Source organism: Desulfovibrio sp. ZJ369 (genome assembly GCF_011039085.1).
Taxonomy (GTDB): Bacteria; Desulfobacterota; Desulfovibrionia; order Desulfovibrionales; family Desulfovibrionaceae; genus Desulfovibrio.
Window position 1 is genome coordinate 59,315 of record NZ_JAAKEI010000010.1, and the last position, 21,213, is coordinate 80,527.

At 58.1% G+C, this 21,213-nt stretch carries 13 protein-coding genes; 6 read left to right on the plus strand and 7 right to left on the minus strand.

Annotated features, from left to right (window positions below):
- Positions 1-364 precede the first annotated feature (364 nt).
- Both G7Y51_RS05260 and G7Y51_RS05265 read right to left on the minus strand, forming a co-directional pair.
- Complete coding sequence (locus G7Y51_RS05260) at positions 365-796, minus strand: helix-turn-helix domain-containing protein (protein ID WP_165175322.1); 432 nt, start codon at positions 794-796, stop codon at positions 365-367.
- Positions 797-1,000: 204 nt separating this feature from the next.
- Complete coding sequence (locus G7Y51_RS05265) at positions 1,001-2,233, minus strand: hypothetical protein (RefSeq protein ID WP_165175323.1); 1,233 nt, start codon at positions 2,231-2,233, stop codon at positions 1,001-1,003.
- Positions 2,234-2,391: 158 nt separating this feature from the next.
- Between G7Y51_RS05265 and G7Y51_RS05270 the strand changes: the two genes are divergently transcribed.
- The 3 genes from G7Y51_RS05270 to ybeY are packed head-to-tail and all read left to right on the plus strand — an operon-like array spanning position 2,392 to position 6,300.
- Positions 2,392-3,390: a PhoH family protein gene (locus G7Y51_RS05270; protein WP_165175324.1), complete on the plus strand. Its 999-nt coding sequence runs from the start codon at positions 2,392-2,394 to the stop codon at positions 3,388-3,390.
- Positions 3,362-5,806 carry an HDIG domain-containing metalloprotein gene (locus tag G7Y51_RS05275; protein ID WP_241160141.1) on the plus strand — a complete coding sequence of 815 codons (2,445 nt, stop codon included), beginning with the start codon at positions 3,362-3,364 and terminating at the stop codon, positions 5,804-5,806. Before G7Y51_RS05270 ends, G7Y51_RS05275 begins: the two co-directional genes overlap by 29 nt.
- Complete coding sequence (gene ybeY, locus G7Y51_RS05280; RefSeq protein WP_241160142.1) at positions 5,803-6,300, plus strand: rRNA maturation RNase YbeY; 498 nt, start codon at positions 5,803-5,805, stop codon at positions 6,298-6,300. The genes G7Y51_RS05275 and ybeY overlap by 4 nt, the downstream gene beginning before the upstream one ends.
- A gap of 52 nt (positions 6,301-6,352) precedes the next feature.
- Here ybeY and G7Y51_RS05285 read toward each other — a convergent pair whose 3' ends face one another.
- Positions 6,353-7,465 carry an HD domain-containing protein gene (locus G7Y51_RS05285; protein WP_165175326.1) on the minus strand — a complete coding sequence of 371 codons (1,113 nt, stop codon included), beginning with the start codon at positions 7,463-7,465 and terminating at the stop codon, positions 6,353-6,355.
- Here G7Y51_RS05285 and G7Y51_RS05290 point away from each other — a divergent pair.
- The 3 genes from G7Y51_RS05290 (at position 7,464) to G7Y51_RS05305 (ending at position 16,019) form a co-directional block, all read left to right on the plus strand.
- Entirely contained in the window at positions 7,464-8,273 is an 810-nt protein-coding gene (locus G7Y51_RS05290; RefSeq protein ID WP_165175327.1) for a biotin--[acetyl-CoA-carboxylase] ligase, read from the plus strand. The genes G7Y51_RS05285 and G7Y51_RS05290 overlap by 2 nt on opposite strands.
- Positions 8,274-8,278: 5 nt before the next feature.
- Positions 8,279-11,980 carry a pyruvate carboxylase gene (locus G7Y51_RS05295; RefSeq protein ID WP_165175328.1) on the plus strand — a complete coding sequence of 1,234 codons (3,702 nt, stop codon included), beginning with the start codon at positions 8,279-8,281 and terminating at the stop codon, positions 11,978-11,980.
- Positions 11,981-12,443: 463 nt separating this feature from the next.
- Positions 12,444-16,019: a PEP/pyruvate-binding domain-containing protein gene (locus G7Y51_RS05305; protein ID WP_165175330.1), complete on the plus strand. Its 3,576-nt coding sequence runs from the start codon at positions 12,444-12,446 to the stop codon at positions 16,017-16,019.
- A gap of 117 nt (positions 16,020-16,136) precedes the next feature.
- On the opposite strand, the gene G7Y51_RS05310 is transcribed toward G7Y51_RS05305, so the two are convergent.
- The 4 genes from G7Y51_RS05310 to G7Y51_RS05325 all read right to left on the minus strand — a co-directional run bounded on the left by G7Y51_RS05310 (position 16,137) and on the right by G7Y51_RS05325 (position 21,207).
- Positions 16,137-19,205 carry a chemotaxis protein CheA gene (locus G7Y51_RS05310; RefSeq protein WP_165175331.1) on the minus strand — a complete coding sequence of 1,023 codons (3,069 nt, stop codon included), beginning with the start codon at positions 19,203-19,205 and terminating at the stop codon, positions 16,137-16,139.
- 69 nt (positions 19,206-19,274) lie between these two features.
- A complete protein-coding gene (locus G7Y51_RS05315; RefSeq protein ID WP_165065656.1) occupies positions 19,275-19,643 on the minus strand; it encodes a response regulator in 369 nt (122 codons plus the stop codon).
- A gap of 134 nt (positions 19,644-19,777) precedes the next feature.
- Positions 19,778-20,437 (minus strand): chemotaxis protein CheW, encoded by a 660-nt coding sequence (locus G7Y51_RS05320; RefSeq protein WP_165175332.1) that lies wholly within the window; start codon positions 20,435-20,437, stop codon positions 19,778-19,780.
- Positions 20,431-21,207 (minus strand): ParA family protein, encoded by a 777-nt coding sequence (locus tag G7Y51_RS05325; protein ID WP_165175333.1) that lies wholly within the window; start codon positions 21,205-21,207, stop codon positions 20,431-20,433. Before G7Y51_RS05325 ends, G7Y51_RS05320 begins: the two co-directional genes overlap by 7 nt.
- Between the last annotated feature and the right edge of the window lie 6 nt (positions 21,208-21,213).

The window sequence follows — 21,213 nt, forward strand, 5'->3', positions numbered from 1 at the left end:
ATTTCCTAAAAAATTCGTTTTGAATTTCAGATGGTTGCAATATTATTTTCATTGAAGGCGGGAATGTCTCTCGTTTTGAGGTATTCACTTTAGGAGTGATAAAAGCTCATCAATACTTCCAGTGACCCTGACCCTGGCAAACAAAGCCAAACTCATGTTCACCATTTCCTGAGAGCGACTGACAACACAAGTACGACGATGGAATTGCGCCAGCCAATGCCTTTGCAAAAAAGTATTCTGCTCCATCTGGCAGGTATTGGCTTTTCCCTGGCGCAGCGATCGGAAACCTATCACTTCGGCAGAGCATACATATCTATTCGTAACAATACGTTTTTCTTTCAGAATACTGATTTTTTACTGAGTTTCAGGAGGGTTTTGGCACTGCGATCACCACATATCCACCCGATGAAAGCTCTGCTTGTATGGTCAATAACTTTCCATATCCAAATTGCTTGTGTTTTTTAGCAATAAAATGGTGCATTTCATCAATTTCAATTTCTTCAAATTGAGCTTTTTGAAAGAATTCTTCATGTTCTTTTGCGTACTTATAATAATCATCTTTAACCCATCGCAGTATTGTTTGAGTGCTCACACCAATAATTTTACCAGTCATGCGCATAGAAATACCAGACAGATAAAACAATAATGCTAATATCTTATCTCGTTCCGGTCTTCCCCTTGGGGTCATTTTTGTGAACTGATAACAACATTCCTTACATTTATAGCGTTGTTTGCCATGAAGAAAACCATCTTTGACACATGCGCTTGATCCACACTTTATACATGTTGGCTCCATATTGTCTCCTTGCCATGCAAGGATAACACTTTTTTTTATCGTTTGTCACTCTGAAAGTCATAACATCACGGCAAGCGATTTCTTGCTTGAGAAGAAGAAATCAGGTAAGCAAAATTTTTTTTGACAGGGGTAAATATATGTACATCACAAGTTCGTAGTCTCTCCTGCGCCCGGCGCCGTCAGTATTTTCAAAGTGAACTTGCGCTACACATTCAGATTCAGTCCGGACAGCATGGACAGGTTGCCGTTAGAATACATGCCGAAATAGGAACTGGCATCGTTGGAGCCGGCCCACCACGCGGCCATGGATTCGATCTGGATGCGTTTGCGCATCTCGTTGGGAGCAATCTGCATGGCCTTGCGGGCATCCTCGATGCCGGACAGGACATCGATCTGCAGGAATTTTTTGACCAGAGCGGGATTTTCATCAAAGAATTGCTGGATCTTGTCGCGATCCGCGCTGTCGCTGATGATTGACACGCTGCCGTCAGGATTTATTTGAAGAGAAAAATCGGTGTTCGGGTCAATGCCCAGGCTATCCATGCCGGTTTGGATTTTTTTGCCCAGGTCGTTTTCCTTGTCCAGCACGTTCTGGATGTCCTTGAGATCCGAGTTGTTGACCGTAATCCGCACCGTGCCTTCGGCCCCCAGCTTCAGGCTGACAGCCGAGGCATCCACATCCCGCTTTTCCAGCTGCTCTTTGACCGCGTCGGCCAGATCGGGATTTTCCGACAGCCATTGATTGATCGCCTCCGCCTTTTCATGCTCGCCGCTGACCACGAGATTGCCCCCGGCATCGAACGCAAAAGCAATGCCCGCGCTCAGATCCACGCCCATAGTGTTCAGGGCCTTGCGCACATCCTCGCTCAGCTCCGCGTCGCCATCCAAAACTTTTTGCATAGTGTCATTGGTCGCATTGACCACGCTCAATTTGCCGGATGCGCCGATGCGCATTTCAATCCTGGCGTTGGCGTCGATGCCTGCGTCTGCAAGATTTTTACGAAGATCCTTGCCCAGGGAAGGGTTGGCGTCCAGCCAGGCCTGCACGGTTTTTTTATCCGAGGCGTTGTCGCTGTTGGCCGTGATCGAGCCATCTTTGTTGAGAGTGAAGGTCAGGGCGCCCGGATCCTTGACGCCTGTCCGGGCAAGCCCGTCTTTCACGCCTTGTGTGAATTCGTTTTTGAGCTGTTCCCTGTACTTGCTGATCTGGCTGAACGTCACCCGGCTGTCGCTGGAAAGCCCCATGGCGTCCATGGCGTACCTGGTCAGCTCCACCATGCTGGAAAGCTGGCTGCTCATGGAGGCATTCTTGCCGAACAGACTGCTCAGGCCGCTTGCCGAAGAGCTTTTGGCAGAACCGGCGGAAGTATTTTTCAGCTGCTGGTTCTGCCACTGAAAGATCATATTATTATAATTGCTTATGCCTGATACGCTCATATTTCCCCCGGCAGATTTTACCGTTGCAGGGCACAGGGACCTTTTTCACGGCAAAATGCAAAGATCAGACCAGGCCTGTCCGACGCTTTCCGCGCACGCGCTGCGCAACGGGCTTTGAAAAGATGGACAGAAGACTCTAAATAAGCTAGTCATGACACATGGCAGTACATTCTTCCATGCTGGAGACAGTGGAGTTTGACGACCCGGCCCTTGCCAACCAGCTTTTCGGCCCTCACAATGCGCATCTTGATTTGTTGGCCGCGGCCAGCGGCGCGCGGATCAGCACCCGCGGCACAAGCCTCTTTGTTGAAAGCCCGGATCAGGACGCGCGGCAGGCTCTGTGCAGTGCCTTCCTGCAGTTGTATGAATTGCTGCGCGGCGGCCTCGCCCTGAGCCAGCAGGATATTGCCCGCGCCTATGCCATGCTCAGGGCCGACCCGGGGCTGAATCTCGCGCAGATCTACCGGGACGCGGTTTTTGTGAACACGCCGCGCAAAACCGTGGCTGCGCGCAATGTGGCCCAGAAGACATATCTGGATCTTCTGCGGCGCAATGAGCTGGTCTTTGCCGTGGGCCCGGCGGGCACGGGCAAAACCTATTTGGCTGTGGCAATGGCGCTGTCCATGTTGCAGCAGCACCGGGTCAAGCGCATTGTGCTTACCCGGCCCGCGGTTGAGGCGGGGGAGCGGCTGGGCTTTCTGCCCGGCGATCTGGCCGAAAAGGTCAATCCGTATCTGCGGCCGCTTTACGACGCCCTGCATGATATGATGCCCCAGCCCAAGGTGGCTTCCATGCTGGAAGTGGGTTCCATTGAAGTGGCTCCTCTGGCCTTCATGCGCGGCCGCACGCTCAATGACGCCTTTATTATTCTGGACGAAGCGCAGAATACCACCCAGGAACAGATGAAAATGTTCCTGACCCGCATGGGCTTCGGCTCGCGCATGGCCGTGACCGGCGATACGACCCAGATTGACCTGCCGGTGCAGCCCGGCTGCGTGCGCCCCCGTTCCGGTTTGATCCATGCCCTCAGTATCCTGCATAACGTACCCGGCATTGCCGTGCATCATTTCAGCAAGGCCGACGTCGTGCGTCACCCCCTTGTAGGAGCCATTGTAAGCGCATATGACCATGCAGAAAAAAACAGCGCGACCGTCTAGCGTCCTGGCGCTTGCACGGACGCTGAAAATCCGGCACCACTGCGGCTGGGGTCTTGGTGCGCTGATCGGTACCCTGTTGCTGCTCTCTCTGCTGGCCGGGGCCAACTTCGAGGCTGTGCAGCGTTTTTATGTGGCCGGCCAGGTGGCGGAAAACGACGTCATTGCGGATCGGGACATCCTGGTGGAAGACACGCAGGCCACCAAGGCCCGCCGCAAGCAGGTGCTCTTGCTGCAGCCGCCGGTCTACGATCTGAGTCTGGAGCCCTATACGCTGTTTCAGGGCAGGATTTTGGAAACCCTGCGCAGCCTTAACAGCGGGGATCACAAACCGGGGCCTGACGGGCCGCTGCAGCGCCTGATCGAGGAGCTGACGCCCGCCGTGGCCGACGAAGTCCTGCCGGAACTGGCCCTGCGGGAAGTTCAGACCTATTTGCTGAAAAAATTGCTGCCCCAGATCCGGGAGCGCATGGCCGAAGGGCTGGTGGGGGACATCCGCTCGGCCCGGGTTGGCCGTTCCGGAGCGATCATCCGCAACCTGGACAATAATACGGAAATTTTGCGCCCGGACATCAACGCCCTGCCGGATGTGCAATCCTTTCTGGCTGAAATTTCCTCGCAGATCCGTCAGGCTCCGAGCCTGAACCCGCAATCGCGGCGAGCGATCAATATTCTGCTCTCCGCCACCATGCCTGCTTCCCTGACCCTGAATCGCGAAGCCACCCAAAAGCGCGGGGCCGCCGTTGTCGCCACGGTGGAGCCGGTGTATTACCAGATCCAAAAAGGCGAGCTGGTGGTGCGCAAAGGCGAGCGGGTGAGCCGCGAGCAGCAGATTAAATTGCAGACATTATATAAATCCGCGGCCGATCCCATGCGCTGGACCACGGCAGGGGGGGCTTTTCTCTGTTCCCTGCTGCTTTCCATCGGTTTTTTCGTGGCGCCCAGCGGCAAGCCGGGCACGCCGCTGCGATGCAAAGACATGCTGCTCATTTCCCTGGTGCTGCTGCTGTTCTGCGCGGGAGCCAAGGGCGTGGATCTGCTGGGGCTGCGCATGGACAGCATAAGCCTGCTCAACGCTTTTGCCGTGGGTTTTCCCGTGGCCGGGGCCGTGGGCCTGGTGGCCATGGTTTTTGCGGCCAGGCGCTATTGCACCATGGGCCTTTTGCTCTCGTTCTTTTGCATGCTCATGTTTCGGGCCGACTTTCCCTTTTTCATTTATCATTTTCTGGCCGGCATGCTGGCCACATGGCTGGTGACCAACGCGCAAAGCCGCCAGGATGTCGTCTGGAGCGTCATTCCCCTGGCCGTGGGCCAGGCCTTGCTCTGGTGCGCCACGGCGCTTCTGGCGCAGACGGAAGCCGGGGAACTGCCCGCGCAGCTCGCCGCCGTGGCGGTCAACAGTCTGCTTTCTCTGATTTTGCTCTTTGCCGTGAGCCCGGTGCTGGAACTGGCCTTCGGCTACAGCACGCGCTTCCGCCTTATGGAGCTGATGAGTCTTGAGCAGCCCCTGATGCAGGCGCTGATGGTGACCATCCCCGGCACCTATCACCATTCCCTGGTAGTGGCCAACATGGTGGAAGCCGGGGCCAAGGCCATCGGCGCCAACAGCCTGCTTTGCAAGGTGGCGGCCTTGTATCATGACGTGGGCAAGCTTTCGTATCCGGAATACTTCATTGAAAATCAGTTCGGCGGCCCCAACAAGCATGACAAACTGGCGCCGTCCATGAGTTCGCTGATCCTGCTTTCGCATGTCAAAAAGGGCACGGAACTGGCGGAACGCTACAAGCTGGGGCAGGAGATCACGGACATTATCCGGCAGCATCACGGCACGCGCCTGATCCGCTACTTTTACCAGAAGGCTCTTACGCTGGGCGAAAAACCGCGGGAATCCGATTACAGCTATCCCGGCCCGCGGCCGCAGACCAAGGAGGCGGCCATTTTGATGCTGGCCGATTCCGTGGAGGCCTCCAGCCGTACGCTGGCCGATCCGACGCCCGCGCGGATCAAGAATCATATTGATGCGATCATCAAGGGCATTTTCTCGGAAGGGCAGTTGGACGAATCCGAGCTGACCTTCAAGGATTTGCACTTCCTGAGCGAAAACTTCCAGCGGATTCTGACCGGCATTTTTCACCAGCGCATTGCCTATCCCGAAGCCAAAATCAAGGATGCGGCCCAGTCCGGCAAAGGCAGGCCTGAGGGCAGGGGCGCTGAAGGCAAGGCGCAGGCGGGCGGCAAGCCGGGCGCTCCCCGTGCTGCCTCCGGGGCAGGCCAGACGCCGCACAGCTCTTTGCCAGAGGCGAAAAATCCGTCGCCCCCTGCGCCCCCTGTTCCGGCCGCAAAAGAAACCGAGCCCGCTCAAAGCGCCGCACCCTCGGAGACGGATCAGGCCTGCAATGCCGGGGGCCGCGGGCAGTGAGCTTTGCGGAAAAACTTGCCCAGGTTGCGCCCACGGGCGGCAGGGTGCGGATATTCAGCCATTACGCCGCCGTGGCCTGGCTGCTGCCCATGAGTCGCGCCGCCATTGCCCTGGCCTTGCAGGCCATGTTGCGCGCCCTGCCGGAGGGCAAGGCCTGCGCCACAGCGGGCGTGGATCTGCACCTGGTGGACGACGCGGTCATGAGTGCCGCCAATCGCCGCTTTATGGACTGTACCGGTCCGACCAATGTGCTCTCTTTTCCCGGCGGCGGCGATCTGCCGGGCATATTGCTTTTTTCGCCGGATACCCTGGCGCGCGAGTGCCTGCTCTATGGTCAGGAGCCGGGGCTGCATACCCTGCGGCTTCTGGCGCACGGCATGGGGCATTTGGCCGGGCTGGATCATGGTCCGGACATGGATCGCCAGTGCCGGGCCTGCCTGGCAGCCGCGCAAAAAATTGTGGCGGCGCATGATGCCGGGTTTTCCGGGGCGTGAGGGATCGCAGGCGGCAGGCAGGAAAAGGAAGATTTTCAGCGCGGCAATCCGGCTATGCCCCGGCAGCAGGCAGATTCGCCAGGGCCCGGCATTGCAGCTCGCGCAGCATCCGGGCCGAGTGCGCGCCTTTGTTGCGGTCGGCTTCCGGCAGCCTGACGTTCAGGATAGCCTGTAATTGCCGTGCCGCCTCGGCGCTGACGGCGCTCTGGCTGTCGGCGTCGGCCATTTGCCAGAAAGCTTTGCTCAGGCCGGTCCGGTGCACGCGCCAGAGCACGTCGCGGCGCGTGCCGGGGCGCAAACGGGAAAAGATGCCCGCTTTCATATGCTCCGCGGCTGCCAGGGCTCCGGCCTTTGCGAAGAGCGAAGGCATGCGCAGCCGCTCGGCCAGGGCCAGCGCCAGGGGCACGCCTTGCTGCTCATGCCCGTAGTGATGGGGCAAGAGTTGCGGGTCTGTGGCGATTTTGCCCAGATCGTGGCACAGGGCCATCCAGACCGCCAGTTCATTGCCTGCCGTCTGATTCATGATGCGCAGGCTGTGCCCCAATACGGAGTTTGTGTGCCAGGGCGCGGGCCCGGCAGGAATATGGCGAGCCGCCTCAAGCTCGGCAAACCAGGGCGCGAGCGTCTCGCCCGCGGCGAGCACTTCCAGAAAACGTGCCGGCGCGGGCGCTGCCAGAGCCTTGCGCAATTCCCGGCCGATGCGCTCCGCCGGAATGTGGAGCAGACTGTCGCGCGGCAGGGCGCGCATCTGGGCATAGGCCTGATCGCTGATCTGCCAGTCCGGCCATTGGGCCGCGAAACGCGCAAGGCGGAAAATCCGTGCCGGATCGTCGCGAAAAGCCGTGCCGGAAGCCGGGCGAAGCAGGCCGGCGCGCAGATCCGCCAGAGCTTGAGGATGGGCATGCAGTATGCCGCGGCCGTCCAGGGCCAGGGCATTGACGGTCAGATCCCTGGCCAGAAGGTCGGCCTCCAGATTCTGACCTCGCAAGGGCATGTATTCCCGGCCGCGCCAGAGGCAGACCTGCACGCTTTTGCCCACCTGCCTGGCGTCGGGATGCGCCTTCAGAAAATCAACCGTTGTGCCGTCAAAAGCATAATCCAACTCAGCGGGCGCGCGCCCCAGCAGCAGATCGCGCACGGCCCCGCCAACAAGGTAGAGTTCCATGTCTTCAGTATGCCACAGCTCTCGCCAGGGGAAAAGCGCAAGCGCGCGCCCTCCGTTCGTATGGCGGCTGGGAGAAGTCGGATCCAGCCTGGACGCGGCTTTTCTGCTGGCCTCGCGCGGCAGGCTCATTGTCTGGGACAGCCTTCTGGCCGCAAGCCAGACAGCCGGACGCGGCCAGCTCAGGCGACGCTGGGCCTCGCCGCCGGGCAATATTTACGCGGCGCTTCGCCTGCCTCCGGCGCCCCCGTTCGACGGCACCGCAGCTTCGCCGCTTATGGGGCTGCTGCTGGCTCTGGCCCTCAGAGAAGAGGGCTGGCCCGTGGAACTCAAATGGCCCAATGATCTGGTGCTGCGCGTCATGGGCGGCATGCCGCGCAAGGTGGCCGGCATTCTGCTGGAAGAGCGGGGGGGCATCTTGCTGGCCGGCATCGGCGTCAATGTGAACAACGCGCCCCCGGCAACAGCCCTGCGCAAGGAAAGCGCCCTGGAGGCCGCAAGTCTGGCTCAGACAGCCGCGGCGTCGGGCCTGGCGCTCCCTCCCGCTGAATTGCTCTGGGAGCGTCTTGTAAAGCACATGCATTCGTCCTATACTAATGGCCTCTCTCAGCCCGGACAATGGAAAACCCACGCGGAACAACTGCTGCTCTGGCGCGGCAGAGAGGTGGAACTGCATGACGAGCGGCAGTCTGCGCGCGGCAGGCTGGTGGGTCTGAGCACGGCCGGAGGTCTCTGTCTGCGCGTTAATGGAAAGCTTGAAGAATTTTTAAGCGGGAGCCTCAGGCTTACCGAAGCAAGCGTAAAGGGCTGAAAGGCATGGCCAACAAGACATTCGCGGAAGTGCAGGAATTTTTGAAGGGCAAGGTTATTCTGGTGGCCAACCGGGGCATCCCCGCTCGCCGCATTTGCCGTTCCATCCGGGAACGGTTTGATGCCGTGGCCGCCATGACCGCCACTGACGTGGATAAAACCGCGCCTGCCGCTTCCACTGCTCAGGAACTGGTGCTGCTGGGTTCCGAGCCGCGCGCCTATCTTGATATCGACAGAATTATCGACAAGGCCCGGCAACGCGGCGTGGTGGGCATTCATCCGGGCTGGGGCTTTGCTTCCGAAGACACGCGCTTTCCCCGGCGCTGCAAAGAGGCGGGCATTACTTTCATCGGCGCCACGGCCGAGGCCATGAACCTTTTGGGCAACAAGGTGCAGGCCAGAGGCGTGGCCCGCAAACTGGGCATCCCTGTGGTGCCCGGCTCGGACGGCGCGGTGGATATCCCCACGGCCCGCACACTGATTGCGGAAATCGGCCTGCCGATCATGCTCAAGGCCGAAGGCGGCGGCGGCGGCCGGGGCATTTTTGCCGTCCATAACGAGGCCGATCTGGAGGATGCCTTTTTCAAGGCGTCCACCATGGCTCAGGCTTCCTTCGGCAATCCGCGTCTTTTTGTGGAAAAACTTCTTGCCGATGTGCGCCATATCGAGATCCAGGTCATTGCCGACATGTACGGCAATGTCTTTGCCTTTGACGAGCGCGACTGCACGGTGCAGCGCAATCACCAGAAACTGATCGAAATCACCCCGTCCCCCTGGAGCGGCATGACCCGCGAGCTGCGCGACCGTCTCAAGGATTATGCGCGCAGGCTGGTGCGCGCCGTGGGTTATCATTCTCTGGCCACAGTGGAATTTCTGGTCACGCCCGACGGTTCGCCCTACCTTATTGAAGTCAATACCCGTCTGCAGGTGGAGCACGGCATCACCGAATCCCGCTACGGCATCGACCTGGTGGAAGAGCAGATCGCCGTGGCCTTCGGCGCTGCACTGCGCTATCGGGAGGAAAGCCTGCGGCCCTCCTATTGCGCCATGCAGGTGCGGATCAATTGCGAAAACCCGCAGGACAACTTTGCGCCCAATTCCGGCCTGATCACGCGCTATGTCTCGCCCGGCGGCCCGGGCGTGCGCCTGGATTCCAATATCAGCGCCGGCTATGAGTTCCCGGCCAATTACGATTCGGCCGGGGCCCTGCTTATCGCCTACGCCCATGACTGGGAAAAAACCCTGGGCATCATGGATCGCGCGCTGAGCGAATATATCATCGGCGGCATCAAGACCACGATTCCCTTTTTCCGGCAGGTGCTCAAAAATCCGGTGTTCCGGAAAGGCGAGATGAATACCAACTTCATTGCCGATCATCCGGAACTCATGCTCTACACGGATCTGGCCCCGGAAGGCGAGCGCCTGGCCCGGCTGGTGGCCGAAATTTCGGCCAAGGGCTATAATCCCTATGTGCAGCTGGGCGAATACCGCTCGGCTACCACTCCCGGTCTCGGGCCTTTTGAGCCTGTCTTGCCCGCCATAAGCACGGCCGCGCGCCGCCTGCCTTCTCCCTACCCGCAGGGCGATCGTCTGGCCACCCTGGATTTCATTCGCGATTCCGGGTATGTGCATTTTACCGACACCACGCCGCGTGATTTCACGCAGTCCAATTCCGGCAACCGCTTCCGCCTGGCCGAGGACAGGCTGATCGGCCCCTATCTGGACAATGTGGGCTATTTTTCCATTGAAAACGGCGGCGGCGCTCATTTTCATGTGGCCATGATGGCCAACATGACCTATCCCTTCAGCGAAGCCAGAGAGTGGAACAGCTTTGCGCCCAAGACGCTCAAGCAGCTTTTGGTCCGCTCCACCAATGTGCTGGGCTACACGCCGCAGCCGCGCAATCTGATGCGCAAAACCGGCGAGATGATCTGCGATTATTACCAGGTGGTGCGCTGTTTCGATTTTCTCAACCATGTTGAGAACATGCGGCCCATTGCCGAAGTGGTCATGTCGCGTCGCGACGTTATTTTTCAACCGGCCATTTCTCTCTCGTGGGCCAGGGGTTTTGACGTTCCCCATTATCTGAGCGTCACGGAAGCGATCCTGCGCATGGTGGGCGACGTCATGGGCGTGGATCCCGGAGAGGCCTCGCGCCATATCATTCTCGGCCTTAAGGACATGGGCGGGGTTTGCCCGCCGCGCTTCATGGCCGAACTGGTCGGCGCGCTGCGCAAGAGCCGGCCCGAACTGGTGCTCCACTATCACCGCCACTACACGGACGGGCTGTTTGTGCCCGCCTGCGGCGCGGCCGCCAAGGCAGGAGCGCACATTCTTGACGTGGGCCTGGGCTCGGCCGTGCGCTCCTACGGGCAGGGAGACGTGCTGTCCATGATGGCCTATGTGGAAGACGAGCTGGGGCTCACCTGCCGCTTGAACAAAAGCGCCATTCGTGACGCCAATTTTGTCTGCAAACAGATTATGCCCTATTACGATCGCTACTGCGCGCCGTATTTCCAGGGCATAGACTATGACGTCACCCTGCACGGCATGCCCGGCGGGGCCACGTCCTCCTCCCAGGAAGGAGCCATGAAGCAGGGCTATATCCACCTCTTGCCCTACATGCTCAAATTTCTGGAAGGAACGCGCAAAATCGTGCGCTACCATGATGTGACGCCGGGTTCGCAGATTACCTGGAATACGGCTTTTCTGGCCGTGAGCGGAGCCTGGAGGCGAGGCGGCGAAGAAGAGGTGCGTTATCTTCTTGAAGTGCTGGGCGAAGTAACCCGCACACCCGAAGCCGAGCTTTCGCCGGAAATGCGCAAAGCGCGTCTGGGCATCTATCAGGATTGCAATGACGCCTTCCGCAATCTCTTGCTGGGCAAGTTCGGCAAACTCCCTCTGGGATTTCCGGCAGATTGGGTTTATGAAAGCGCATTCGGCCTGGATTGGAAAAGCGCCATTGCCAACCGCACTGAAAATTCGCCCCTGGATACCCTGGCGGAAATCAATCTGGCCTCTGAGGAAAAAAGCTGCACCGAGATCCTCAAGCGGCGGCCCAATGCCGAAGAATTTGTTCTTTATCTGAACCATCCGGGCGATGCCTTGAAAACTATCCAGTTCAAGGCCAAATACGGGGATCCCAACAATCTGCCGCTGCATGTCTGGTTTGAAGGCCTGAAAGTGGGGCAGGATCTCTATTTCAACGACAGCAGCGGCAAACCGCACCATCTGGTTTTACTGAGCATTTCCCGCCCCAATGAATTGGGCGTTTCCGTATGCCGCTATGTGCTGGATTCCGAAATCATGAGTTGCGAAGTGCAGGTCAGCCAGCCTTCAGGCTCAAGCGCCAAAGGCACGCTGATGGCCGACCCCGCCAATCCCTACCATGTGGCCGCGCCCAGCAATGGCGACCTGTGGGTGATGTACACGCACCCCGGTGATGTGGTAAAGGCCGGAGAAGAACTTTTCAATGTTTCCATTATGAAACAGGAAAAAGCGGTGCTGGCCCCGGTGGACGGCATTGTCAAACGCGTGCTCAAGACGGCTGATTTTAAAGAAAACAAGCAGATGGTTTCAGTGCGCGAAGGGGAATTGATTGTGGAACTGGGTCCGGTGCCGCGCGTGTGCTCCAACGAAGCCTGCGGACAACCCATTCCCATGGACAATGCGGCATTCTGCCCCTACTGCGGCTCGCGTGTGGGGTAGAGCGTTTTGCTAGAGCATTTTCAAAGAGAAAATGTTCCAGGGCCAGCCCTCAGTACAGCGCCGCCCGCGAAAAGCGAGCGGAGGCAGCCCCTTCAGGGGGCTGCCCCTGTTGGCAAAGAAGGAGTCATACGGCGAGCGTCAGCAACAATAGAGCATTTTGCTTTTGAAATTATTCAATTTCAAAAGCGGCGCTGCCATCATTTCGCCTGAAAAGCGTGGTTTTCAGGCTCATTCGGCGCGGGCGTCCGCTCCCGCGGCCGCCAGAGCGGTTGCCGTTTTCAACAGCAAACCGCTCTAGCCGCGGTTTCCGGCGTAGCGCTCCTGCCGCGTGACAGAAAATTTTTTGTGGCGCATGGCGCTCGTTTCCGCCGCGCAGTCCGGGAATCTGTGGACAGTTTCCCGGCAGCAGTATATACATATCGCAGTTGCAATGCTTCTCTTTCCCGCCAAACCGGAGGAAGTCATGGCTAAAAGTCCGGCTGCCAAAACAGCGCAGGCAAAGTCCAAAACCGATTCTTCTGAAATCATTCAGAAAAAGCTGGTGCTTGCCGGCGCGGATATTGTAAAGCTCGGTCCCGAGGCAGAGCTGCTTGTGGGCGGTAAAAACTATAATACCGCTTTGATCAGTCAGATTGAGGGCATCCAGGCCCCGCACTTTCGCGCCATTTCTTCCGTGGCCTTCCATCGCCTGCTGGATGAGACCAGGGTCAACGGCCGGGTGGTGCGCAGCGTGGTGGATCGTGAGTACACGCGTATTGACTGGAATGATCCCGAGATCAACCAGGACCCCGACTTTCTGCAAAAGTTCGTGCGCCAACTGGGCAAGCAGAGTCATGATGCAGCCAAGGCCGAGGGCGAGCAATCGCATACCAAACTCCGCACCTTTATCAATAATATAGTTGAGGGCTTTGCCACCTCGCCAGAGGGCATTGACCAGTTGCGCAAACGCTCGGTCATGGTCCAGGCCGCCATTTTGTCCGTGGATCTGCCCGAGGAAGTGGATGCGGCCGTGCGCGGCGCGTACAAGGCCATCTGCGAGGAAAACAGCGACGACATGACGCCTGTGGCCGTGCGTTCCTCGGCCGCCGGCGAGGATTCGCGCAAAAAGGCCTTTGCGGGCCTGCAGGATACCTATTTGAACATGGTCGGCGCGGACAGGGTTGCGGAAGCCTATCACTGGGACTGCGCCTCGGCCTACAATCTGCGTTCCATGACCTACCGGCGCGAAGCCATTCTGGACGCGCTGGCCAGGGCCGAGGAAACCGGGGATGAATCCATTGCCGAGACCGCCAAGCAGGAGTGGGCCATTGAGCACACCTCTCTTTCGGTCTGTATGATGCAGATGATCAATCCCATGATTTCCGGCACGGCTTTTTCAGCGGATACGGCCACGGGCTGCCGGGGCACGGATCGCAAGGATCTGGTCAGCATTGACGCGAGCTACGGCCTTGGCGAGGCTGTGGTGGGGGGCAAGGTCACGCCCGACAAATTGTACGTCTTTCAGCGCGATGACGGCAGCGAGGTGGTTATCCGCCAGATGGGCTGCAAAGACATGAAGATCGTCTATGACGAAAAGGGCGGCACGCGCGAAGTGCCGGTGCCTGAGTTGGAAGCCCTGCGCTGGGCTCTCTCGCTGAGCCAGGCCGAGCGCGTGGCCAGGGGCGTGCGCGCCGTGAGCAAGGCCTACGGCGGGATGATCATGGATACGGAATTCTGCATTGACGCCAACGACAAGCTCTGGTTTGTGCAGGCCCGCCCCGAAACCCGTTGGAATGAAGATCTGGAGCTGCACCCCAGCACCATTTTCATGCGCCGCCGCGAAGTGGACCCCAAGGCCGCCGCGGAAGCCGAGATCCTGGTGGAAGGCAACGGCGCTTCGCGCGGAGCGGGGCAGGGCACGGTGCGTTTTTTGCGCTCGGCTCTTGAGCTCAACAAAATTGCCAAGGGCGACGTGCTGGCAGCCGAACGCACGGATCCGGACATGGTTCCGGGCATGCGCGTGGCCTCAGCGATCATGGCCGACGTGGGCGGCGACACCAGCCATGCGGCCATTACCTCCCGGGAACTGGGCATCGCAGCGGTCATCGGCATTCAGCGCCTGGAAGTGCTGCGCGCCCTGGACGGGGTGGAAGTGACCGTCGACGGCACACGGGGCCGCGTCTACAGAGGGCTTTTGCCGCTCAAGCAGGTGGGCGGCGAAATGGATGTGGCCAAACTGCCGCAGACCAAAACCAAGGTCGGCCTGGTGCTGGCCGACGTGGGCCAGGCGCTCTTTCTTTCCCGTCTGCGCAGCTATGAACAGTTTGAAGTGGGCCTGTTGCGCGCGGAATTCATGCTCGGCAATATCGGCATTCATCCTCAGGCCCTGGAAGCCTTTGACAACGGCGAACTGGACGGCGTTGTCCAGTCCAAGCTCAAGGAACTGGAAGATCGTCTTTCCAAGGTGTTGCGCGAGCAGATGGCCGCTGGCCTGATTGTCTTTAATTTCAATCTGCGGGACTATGTGGGCGAGGTCACGGGTCTGGCGGCGGAAGTGTCGGCTCTTGCAGACGCCGACAAGGGCCAGAGCTCGGAAGATGTGCTTCTGCACCACCGCAAGATGCGCGAGTTGGATCATAAAATCGATCAGCATCTGGAAATAGCTTCCCGCCGCATTGAGATCTTGAAGACTTCCCCCAATCTCGCGGATCATGTGCGGATCATCATGGGCTACGATGATGAGCTGGCCCTGCTTTCCTCCACTGATCCCGAGTCTGCCAAACGCGCCGCGGAGATTGAAGCCAGCGTTGATGCCCATGTGCAGCGGATCAAGGATCTGCCTGCTGTGCTCAAGCTGCTGGAGAATATCTCGCGCCTCAGGGAAGAGGTGGGCCTGCGCACCGGCTTGAAAAAAGAAATGGACGACGTGCGCAATCTGCCGGAAAAGATCCGTGGGATCATCAAGTCCCGCGGCTTCCGTACCGGCAAGGAGCACTACGTCCAAACGCTCGCGCAAAACCTGGCGCTCTTTGCCATGGCCTTTTACGGCAAGCCGATCACCTATCGCACCACGGACTTCAAGAGCAACGAGTACCGCAATCTTCTGGGCGGCAACTTGTTCGAGCACCAGGAAGCCAACCCCATGCTGGGTTACCGGGGCGTATCCCGCAATATCCATGATTGGGAAATCGAGGCCTTCAAACTGGCGCGCGGCGTCTATGGCGGCAGTAATCTGCGCATGATGCTGCCCTTTGTGCGCACGCTGGAGGAAGCGCGCTCCATGCGCTGCTATTTGGATCAGGTGCACAAACTCAAGAGCGGGCAGGACGGTCTGAAGATCATTCTGATGTCCGAGCTGCCTTCCAATGCCATCCTTGCCAAGCAGTTTTTATCTGAATTCGACGGCTTTTCCATTGGCTCCAATGACATGACGCAGATGGTTTTGGCGACGGATCGCGATAACTCCCGGCTTTCCCACATCTATGATGAAGAGGACCCCGCTGTTGTCTGGGCTATTCTGGTGAGTATCTTTACCGGCCAGAAATACGGCAAAAAGGTCGGCTTCTGTGGGCAGGGGGTTTCCAACAGCCTTATTTTACGGGGCTTGGTGGCCATTGCCGGCATCACTTCGGCGTCTGTGGTGCCCGATACGTACTTCCAGACCGTTTTTGACATTGCTGCTGTGGAAAAAGAAAATATTCCCACTTCCGAGCTGGGCAAATGGCTTGGCCGGCAGCATCACAAACACTTGGCAGACCTCATGGAAACTGCCGGTTACGGGCATATCCTCAAAAAATACACCGAGCCGCAGGATATTCAGGAGTGGTATGAAGGCGAGCTGCAGCGGCGGCATGAACAGTTGCGCGAACACTTGGACACGCCCAAGGAAGACTTTTACCGCGCAGAACTGCAAAGCTTCCGCTCCACGTTTCATAAACCCGTCATTTATGCCACTTGGAACTGGGACGATACCGTGCTGGACGCGCTGCATCAATCCGGCTTCAAGGATTTTGAAGAGCAGAGCAAGGCGCTTGAGCGTTCCCGCCAGCTGAATGCTTGAATTGCCGAGTAAGGCATAAAAAAACGGCCTGGATTCCACATGGAATGCAGGCCGTTTTTCTATGCCGGAAAAAGCCATGAGCTGGTAAAAAAAGGGAGCGTGCGCTCCCTCAGGCAGTTACTGCCTGGCTGCCGCTGCCGCAGCAGACATGCCGGCCTGGGGTTTGGCGGGATCGCCGTCCGGTCCCATGCTGGCGGCCTTGGAGGTGGACATGACATAAATTTCGTGCGGATCCAGAATCAGAATGACCGAGCCGTCACCCATGATCGTGGCGCCGGAAATGCCCTTGAGATCCCCCAGATAGGCGCCCAGAGGCTTGATCACAATTTCCTGGCGCTCCAGGAGGCGGTCCACCACCAGGCCCAGACGCCGCTCATTATCGTGAATAACTACCACGGAGAGCACATCGGGCAGCGGGTCGGTGCGCGGCAGGCCGAGCATTTCGGAAAGCTCCACAATGCCCAGGACTTCGCCGCGCAGGGTAACAGCCTTGCGGCCCTTGACGTCGGTAAGCCGCACAGACTCGATCTTGGTGGTTTCCGATACCGCGTCCAGCGGTATGGCATACATCTGCCCTGAGACATTGACCATCAGGGCGTCAATAATTGCCAGGGTCAGGGGCAGGCTCAAGGTGAAGCGCGTGCCCTTGCCCACTTCGGAATAGGTATTGACGCTGCCCTTGAGATTCTTGATATTGGTGCGCACCACATCCATGCCCACGCCGCGTCCCGAAATATCGGTAATCTTTTCGGCGGAGGAAAAACCGGGCGCGAAAATCAGCTCTATGGATTCGCGATCATCCAGCTGCGAGGCTTCTTCAGGGGTGATGACGCCCTTGCGGATCGCGACTTCGCGCATCTTTTCCGGATCAATTCCCTTGCCGTCGTCTTCAATTTCAATGGCAACGGAATTGCCTTTGTGGAAAGCGCGCAAGGTCACCTTTCCCTTGGCCGGTTTTCCGGCAGCAACGCGCACCTCTTCGGATTCAATGCCGTGGTCCACGGAATTGCGGATCAGATGCACCAGTGGGTCGCCGATGACTTCCACCACGCTCTTGTCCAGTTCGGTTTCCTCACCCTCCATGATCAAATCCACTTCCTTGCCGCTTTTGCGCGAGAGATCGCGCACCAGCCGCGGAAAGCGGGAAAATACCGAGGAAACAGGCACCATGCGCACTTTCATGATGGTATCCTGCAAGTCGTCGGAAATACGGGCCATGGCGTAGGTGGTTTCCGAGAGGCTTTGCGCCACATGTGAAATATCCACTTCAGGCCCGCCGTCCTCAAGAGAGCGCGCAATCATGGTATAGCGGTTGCGATTGATGATCAGTTCGCCGATCAGATTCATCAAATGATCCAGACGCTCGTGATCCACGCGGATGGTAGAGGAACTTTTGTGCGCGTCGTTTGCCGGCGCAGCGGGAGCTGCGGCTTTGGCCGTGGAAGACTTGGGTTTGGAAGGCGCGGAAGCGGCCGACGGCTTGGCTGCCGGAGCTGCGGCAGCCGGTGTCGGGGCAGATGCGGCAGCCGGCACCGGGGCCGAGGGCTTGGGCGCGGTTACAGCCGGATTTGCCGGGGTCGACGGCTGAGCTTGCGGCGCGGGGGCTTTCTCTGTTTGAGCCGCAGGAGCGGGTTTGGCCGGTTCCTCCGCTGCGGCAGGAGCGGCTCCCGGCTCGGTGGCGGCCCCGATTTTGCCTTCGCTCAAGGCCTTTTGCACCATATCGTCAATAATGCCCACTTCCTGTTGCAGCAAGTCCACCATCAGGCCGAAATCCAGGTTGGTTTTCCGGCCTTGCTCTACAATGCCGGCCGTGCGCTCGGCATAGACTTTGATGTCGTTCTGGCCCACGAAGTTGCAGGCGTTCTTGACGGCAATAAGGCAGCGGTAAACCGCGTCAATGGAATCTTTATGCGTGCCGTCCTTTTTCAGTGTTTGCAGGGCGGCATGAATAATTTCAATTTGCTGCCGCACGGTTACGCGAAAGACATCGGCGTCGTCGCCTTCGGAACCTACCGGGATGATTGTGGGGTTCACAACTTCCACAGGTTGGTTTTTGGCCTGCTCCTCGGGTGCGGCGGCCTCAACTTCCGCAGTGGGATCAGGGGCGGCAGGGCTTGCGCTCTTGGCCGCCAGAACTTCCCTGGGCAGAGAAATGGGGCCGCCTGCAAGAACCTGCTGTAATTGCTTAAGGACAAGACTGGTGTCAAAGGGGGATGCCTGGCCGCTGGTCACGTCGATTTTCTGCACCAGCGCTTCCATCACATCCACAACCAGGAGGAGAAGATCAATGAGCTCGTGGCTGGGCGTAATTTCCCCCTGGCGAACCTTATTCAGCAGGGTTTCCGCTTCATGGGTCAGCGCATTCAGTTCAGTATAGCCGATAATGCCGCTGTTGCCCTTCATATTGTGGAAGAAACGGAAAAGGTCATTGACCAGGCCGTCTTGGCCAAGGGGATTTTCTTCCAATTCCAGCAGGCCCATGTTAAGATTTTCAATGATTTCAGATGATTCATCAATGAAATCTTTGAGATGTCCTTCACCGAAGGCAGTGAGCTCATAGGCTCCGGTAGCGGGAAGACCGGCAACCCAGTCCTTGGTGCTCATACCCTGGCCGGCATTGTTTTCTCCTTCTTCAGGTACCGGAGCCGGGGCAGGGGATTCTTCGGCAGATTCTTCGGCCGACGCCGGGCAGGGTACTTCCGGATCTGCCTGTGCGGCCAGAGGAGGCGCGCTTTCTGCCGGCGCCTCAGGCTCTGGCTGGGGCTCGGCGGCCGCTGGAGCAGGCGCGCTTTCACCGGCCATGATGGCATCGATCTGCGCCATGATATGATCAATTTCGACATCGCCTTCAGAATTATTGGCTTCAAGGTTGTCGATCATCTGGCGCAGCGCGTCCGTGGAAGCCAGGATGACATCCATGATTTCGGAGGTCACCACCATGCTGCCTTTGCGCAATTCATCCAGAATATTTTCGGATTTATGGGCCAGCTGGTTAATGCGATTGAGCCCCAGAAAGCCGGAAGCCCCTTTCAGGGAATGCATGGGGCGAAAAATGTCATTGAGCAGAGCAAGATTGTCCGGAGTTTTTTCAAGCTCCAGGAGATTCGGCTCGATGGTTTCGAGGTGTTCTTTGGCTTCCGCGATAAAATCCGCAAAAAGTTCCGGATCAAAGAATTCCTGGCTCATACTCGTACCTTCGTTTGGCTGAAAGAGTATAGACGCCTGAAGTCAGGCATATACTGCTTTCCTTATCGGCTAGCCAAGAAGCATCTTTATATTCCGGACCATTTTTTCCGGCTGGGCCGGTTTGACCATGTACAGATTGGCGCCGAGACTCATGCCGGTCTGAATGTCCTGTTCCTGGCCCTCGGTGGAAAGCACGATGATGGGGATGTCCTTATAGGCCTCCTGGGTGCGAATGGTCTTGATGAACGTAAAGCCGTCCATGCGCGGCATATTGACGTCGGATACGATCAAATCCACCGGCTCCAGAGCATAGAGTTTTTCAATGGCGTCCAAGCCGTCTTCGGCTGTGCTGACTTTAAAGCCTTCTGCCTTGAGCACGAAGGCCACCAGGTTGCGGATGGTTTTGGAATCATCGACGACCATAATGTGTTTGCTCATAATTTCCGTTCCTGTCAGTCAAAGTCTGGATGTCATCAATAAATCTGGAGTTAACCACAGCTTCAGAGCATCTTGACTGTAAAACGCTCATGCCGCAGCGGCACTGCTCACGGCAACGATGGAGGCAGCCCCTCTCAACTTTCCAACAGTTTTTGCACAATCATGTCTGGCGCCACAATGCCGCAGACCCGATCGTCAATATCGGCTATGCCGCAGAGAAATTCGGCGCCGGCTCCCAACTGGGCCTCTGCGTTCCAGGTGATCTTGTTTTGCTCGACCATGTACATGGTATGCACCTTGTCGACGATCAAGCCCAACTGCATTTCATCGCCCGCGCAGACAATGATGAAATGCTGCGGCGTATACCGGTACTGCCGCTCATTGGTCAGCAGGGCGTCCAGGTGCAGCAAAGGGGTCACACGGCCCCGCAGGTTGACCACTCCGGCAACAAAGGGCGGGGCCAGGGGCAGCCGGATCAGCGGCAAATGCCGCAGCACCTCATGAATAGCCGCCACGGGCAGAAGAAAAATCTGATCCCGCACAAAAAAAGAGACCATCTGGATGCGCGCTTCGTTGCGCAGCAGATTTTTTGATAAAACCGCGGGAGTCGATTGCCGATCCGGCTCCGGATCCAGAGCGGCTTCAGGCTCAAGCACCGGCAAGCCGGGCAACGCGTCTTCACCCAGATATTTGCGAACAAAGGCCTGCTCCACAGCGCTCAACCCCTGAGACCCTTGGGAAGCAGGCTGATCAAAGCATTGATCGGCAAAATATTCTTCAGGAGTTTTTACCATAATCTGAGAACTTCTTCCGCCAGGGCGTCATAGCAGAGCGCCCCGCGTGAATGAGCGTCGATATCATAAACAGTGCAGCCCAGGGCGCTGGCCTCGCGAAAGTGCGTATCCACGCCGATTATCGTTGAAAACAGAGCATGACCCATTTTGCGCTGCATCAGTTCCAGAACCCGCGTGCAGGCTTTGGCCCGCTTGTCGTACATGGTCGGCACCGCTCTGTAGCGAATGGGCCGGGGCAGCACCTTATTCAGTGTATGCAGCGTATCGAACAAAAGCTTGAGCCCATGCAGTGCCAAAAAATCCGTCTGGATGGGAATAATCAGCAAATCAGCCGCCAGCAGGGCATTAATCAGCAAAATGCCCACATGCGGCGGACAATCCAGAACGACGAAATCGTAGTGGCCGGAGATACATTGCAGGCTCCGGGCCAGCACGCTGCCTTTGGACTTGCGTTCTCCAAAATCCACCTCCAGTTCCGAGAGGCGAATGCTGCCCGGCGCCAGATCCATGCCCTGCAGCGCGTTGGGCCGGATTATGGTCGGCCAGAGGCCCGGCCAGGCTGCGTCCTCGGCCAGAAAAATATCGTGCAGACTGGCAGTCAGTTCTTCCGGATAAATTCTGGCATGCAGCGTAGCGCAGGCATGCGGATCCAGATCCAGCAAAAGAATCCTTTTCCCCTTGCGCGACAAGGCGCTGCCCAGAGTCAGGGATGTGGTCGTTTTGCCCACGCCTCCTTTCTGATTGGCTACGGCCAGAATTTTCGCGCTCATGGGCAC

Bases quoted from the DNA above. Each gene is read 5' to 3' on its own strand.
- G7Y51_RS05260 (WP_165175322.1), bottom strand. From the start codon at position 796: ATGGAGCCAACATGTATAAAGTGTGGATCAAGCGCATGTGTCAAAGAT.
- G7Y51_RS05265 (WP_165175323.1), bottom strand. From the start codon at position 2,233: ATGAGCGTATCAGGCATAAGCAATTATAATAATATGATCTTTCAGTGG.
- G7Y51_RS05270 (WP_165175324.1), top strand. From the start codon at position 2,392: ATGGCAGTACATTCTTCCATGCTGGAGACAGTGGAGTTTGACGACCCG.
- G7Y51_RS05275 (WP_241160141.1), top strand. From the start codon at position 3,362: ATGCAGAAAAAAACAGCGCGACCGTCTAGCGTCCTGGCGCTTGCACGG.
- G7Y51_RS05290 (WP_165175327.1), top strand. From the start codon at position 7,464: ATGTCTTCAGTATGCCACAGCTCTCGCCAGGGGAAAAGCGCAAGCGCG.
- G7Y51_RS05285 (WP_165175326.1), bottom strand. From the start codon at position 7,465: ATGGAACTCTACCTTGTTGGCGGGGCCGTGCGCGATCTGCTGCTGGGG.
- G7Y51_RS05295 (WP_165175328.1), top strand. From the start codon at position 8,279: ATGGCCAACAAGACATTCGCGGAAGTGCAGGAATTTTTGAAGGGCAAG.
- G7Y51_RS05305 (WP_165175330.1), top strand. From the start codon at position 12,444: ATGGCTAAAAGTCCGGCTGCCAAAACAGCGCAGGCAAAGTCCAAAACC.
- G7Y51_RS05310 (WP_165175331.1), bottom strand. From the start codon at position 19,205: ATGAGCCAGGAATTCTTTGATCCGGAACTTTTTGCGGATTTTATCGCG.
- G7Y51_RS05315 (WP_165065656.1), bottom strand. From the start codon at position 19,643: ATGAGCAAACACATTATGGTCGTCGATGATTCCAAAACCATCCGCAAC.
- G7Y51_RS05320 (WP_165175332.1), bottom strand. From the start codon at position 20,437: ATGGTAAAAACTCCTGAAGAATATTTTGCCGATCAATGCTTTGATCAG.
- G7Y51_RS05325 (WP_165175333.1), bottom strand. From the start codon at position 21,207: ATGAGCGCGAAAATTCTGGCCGTAGCCAATCAGAAAGGAGGCGTGGGC.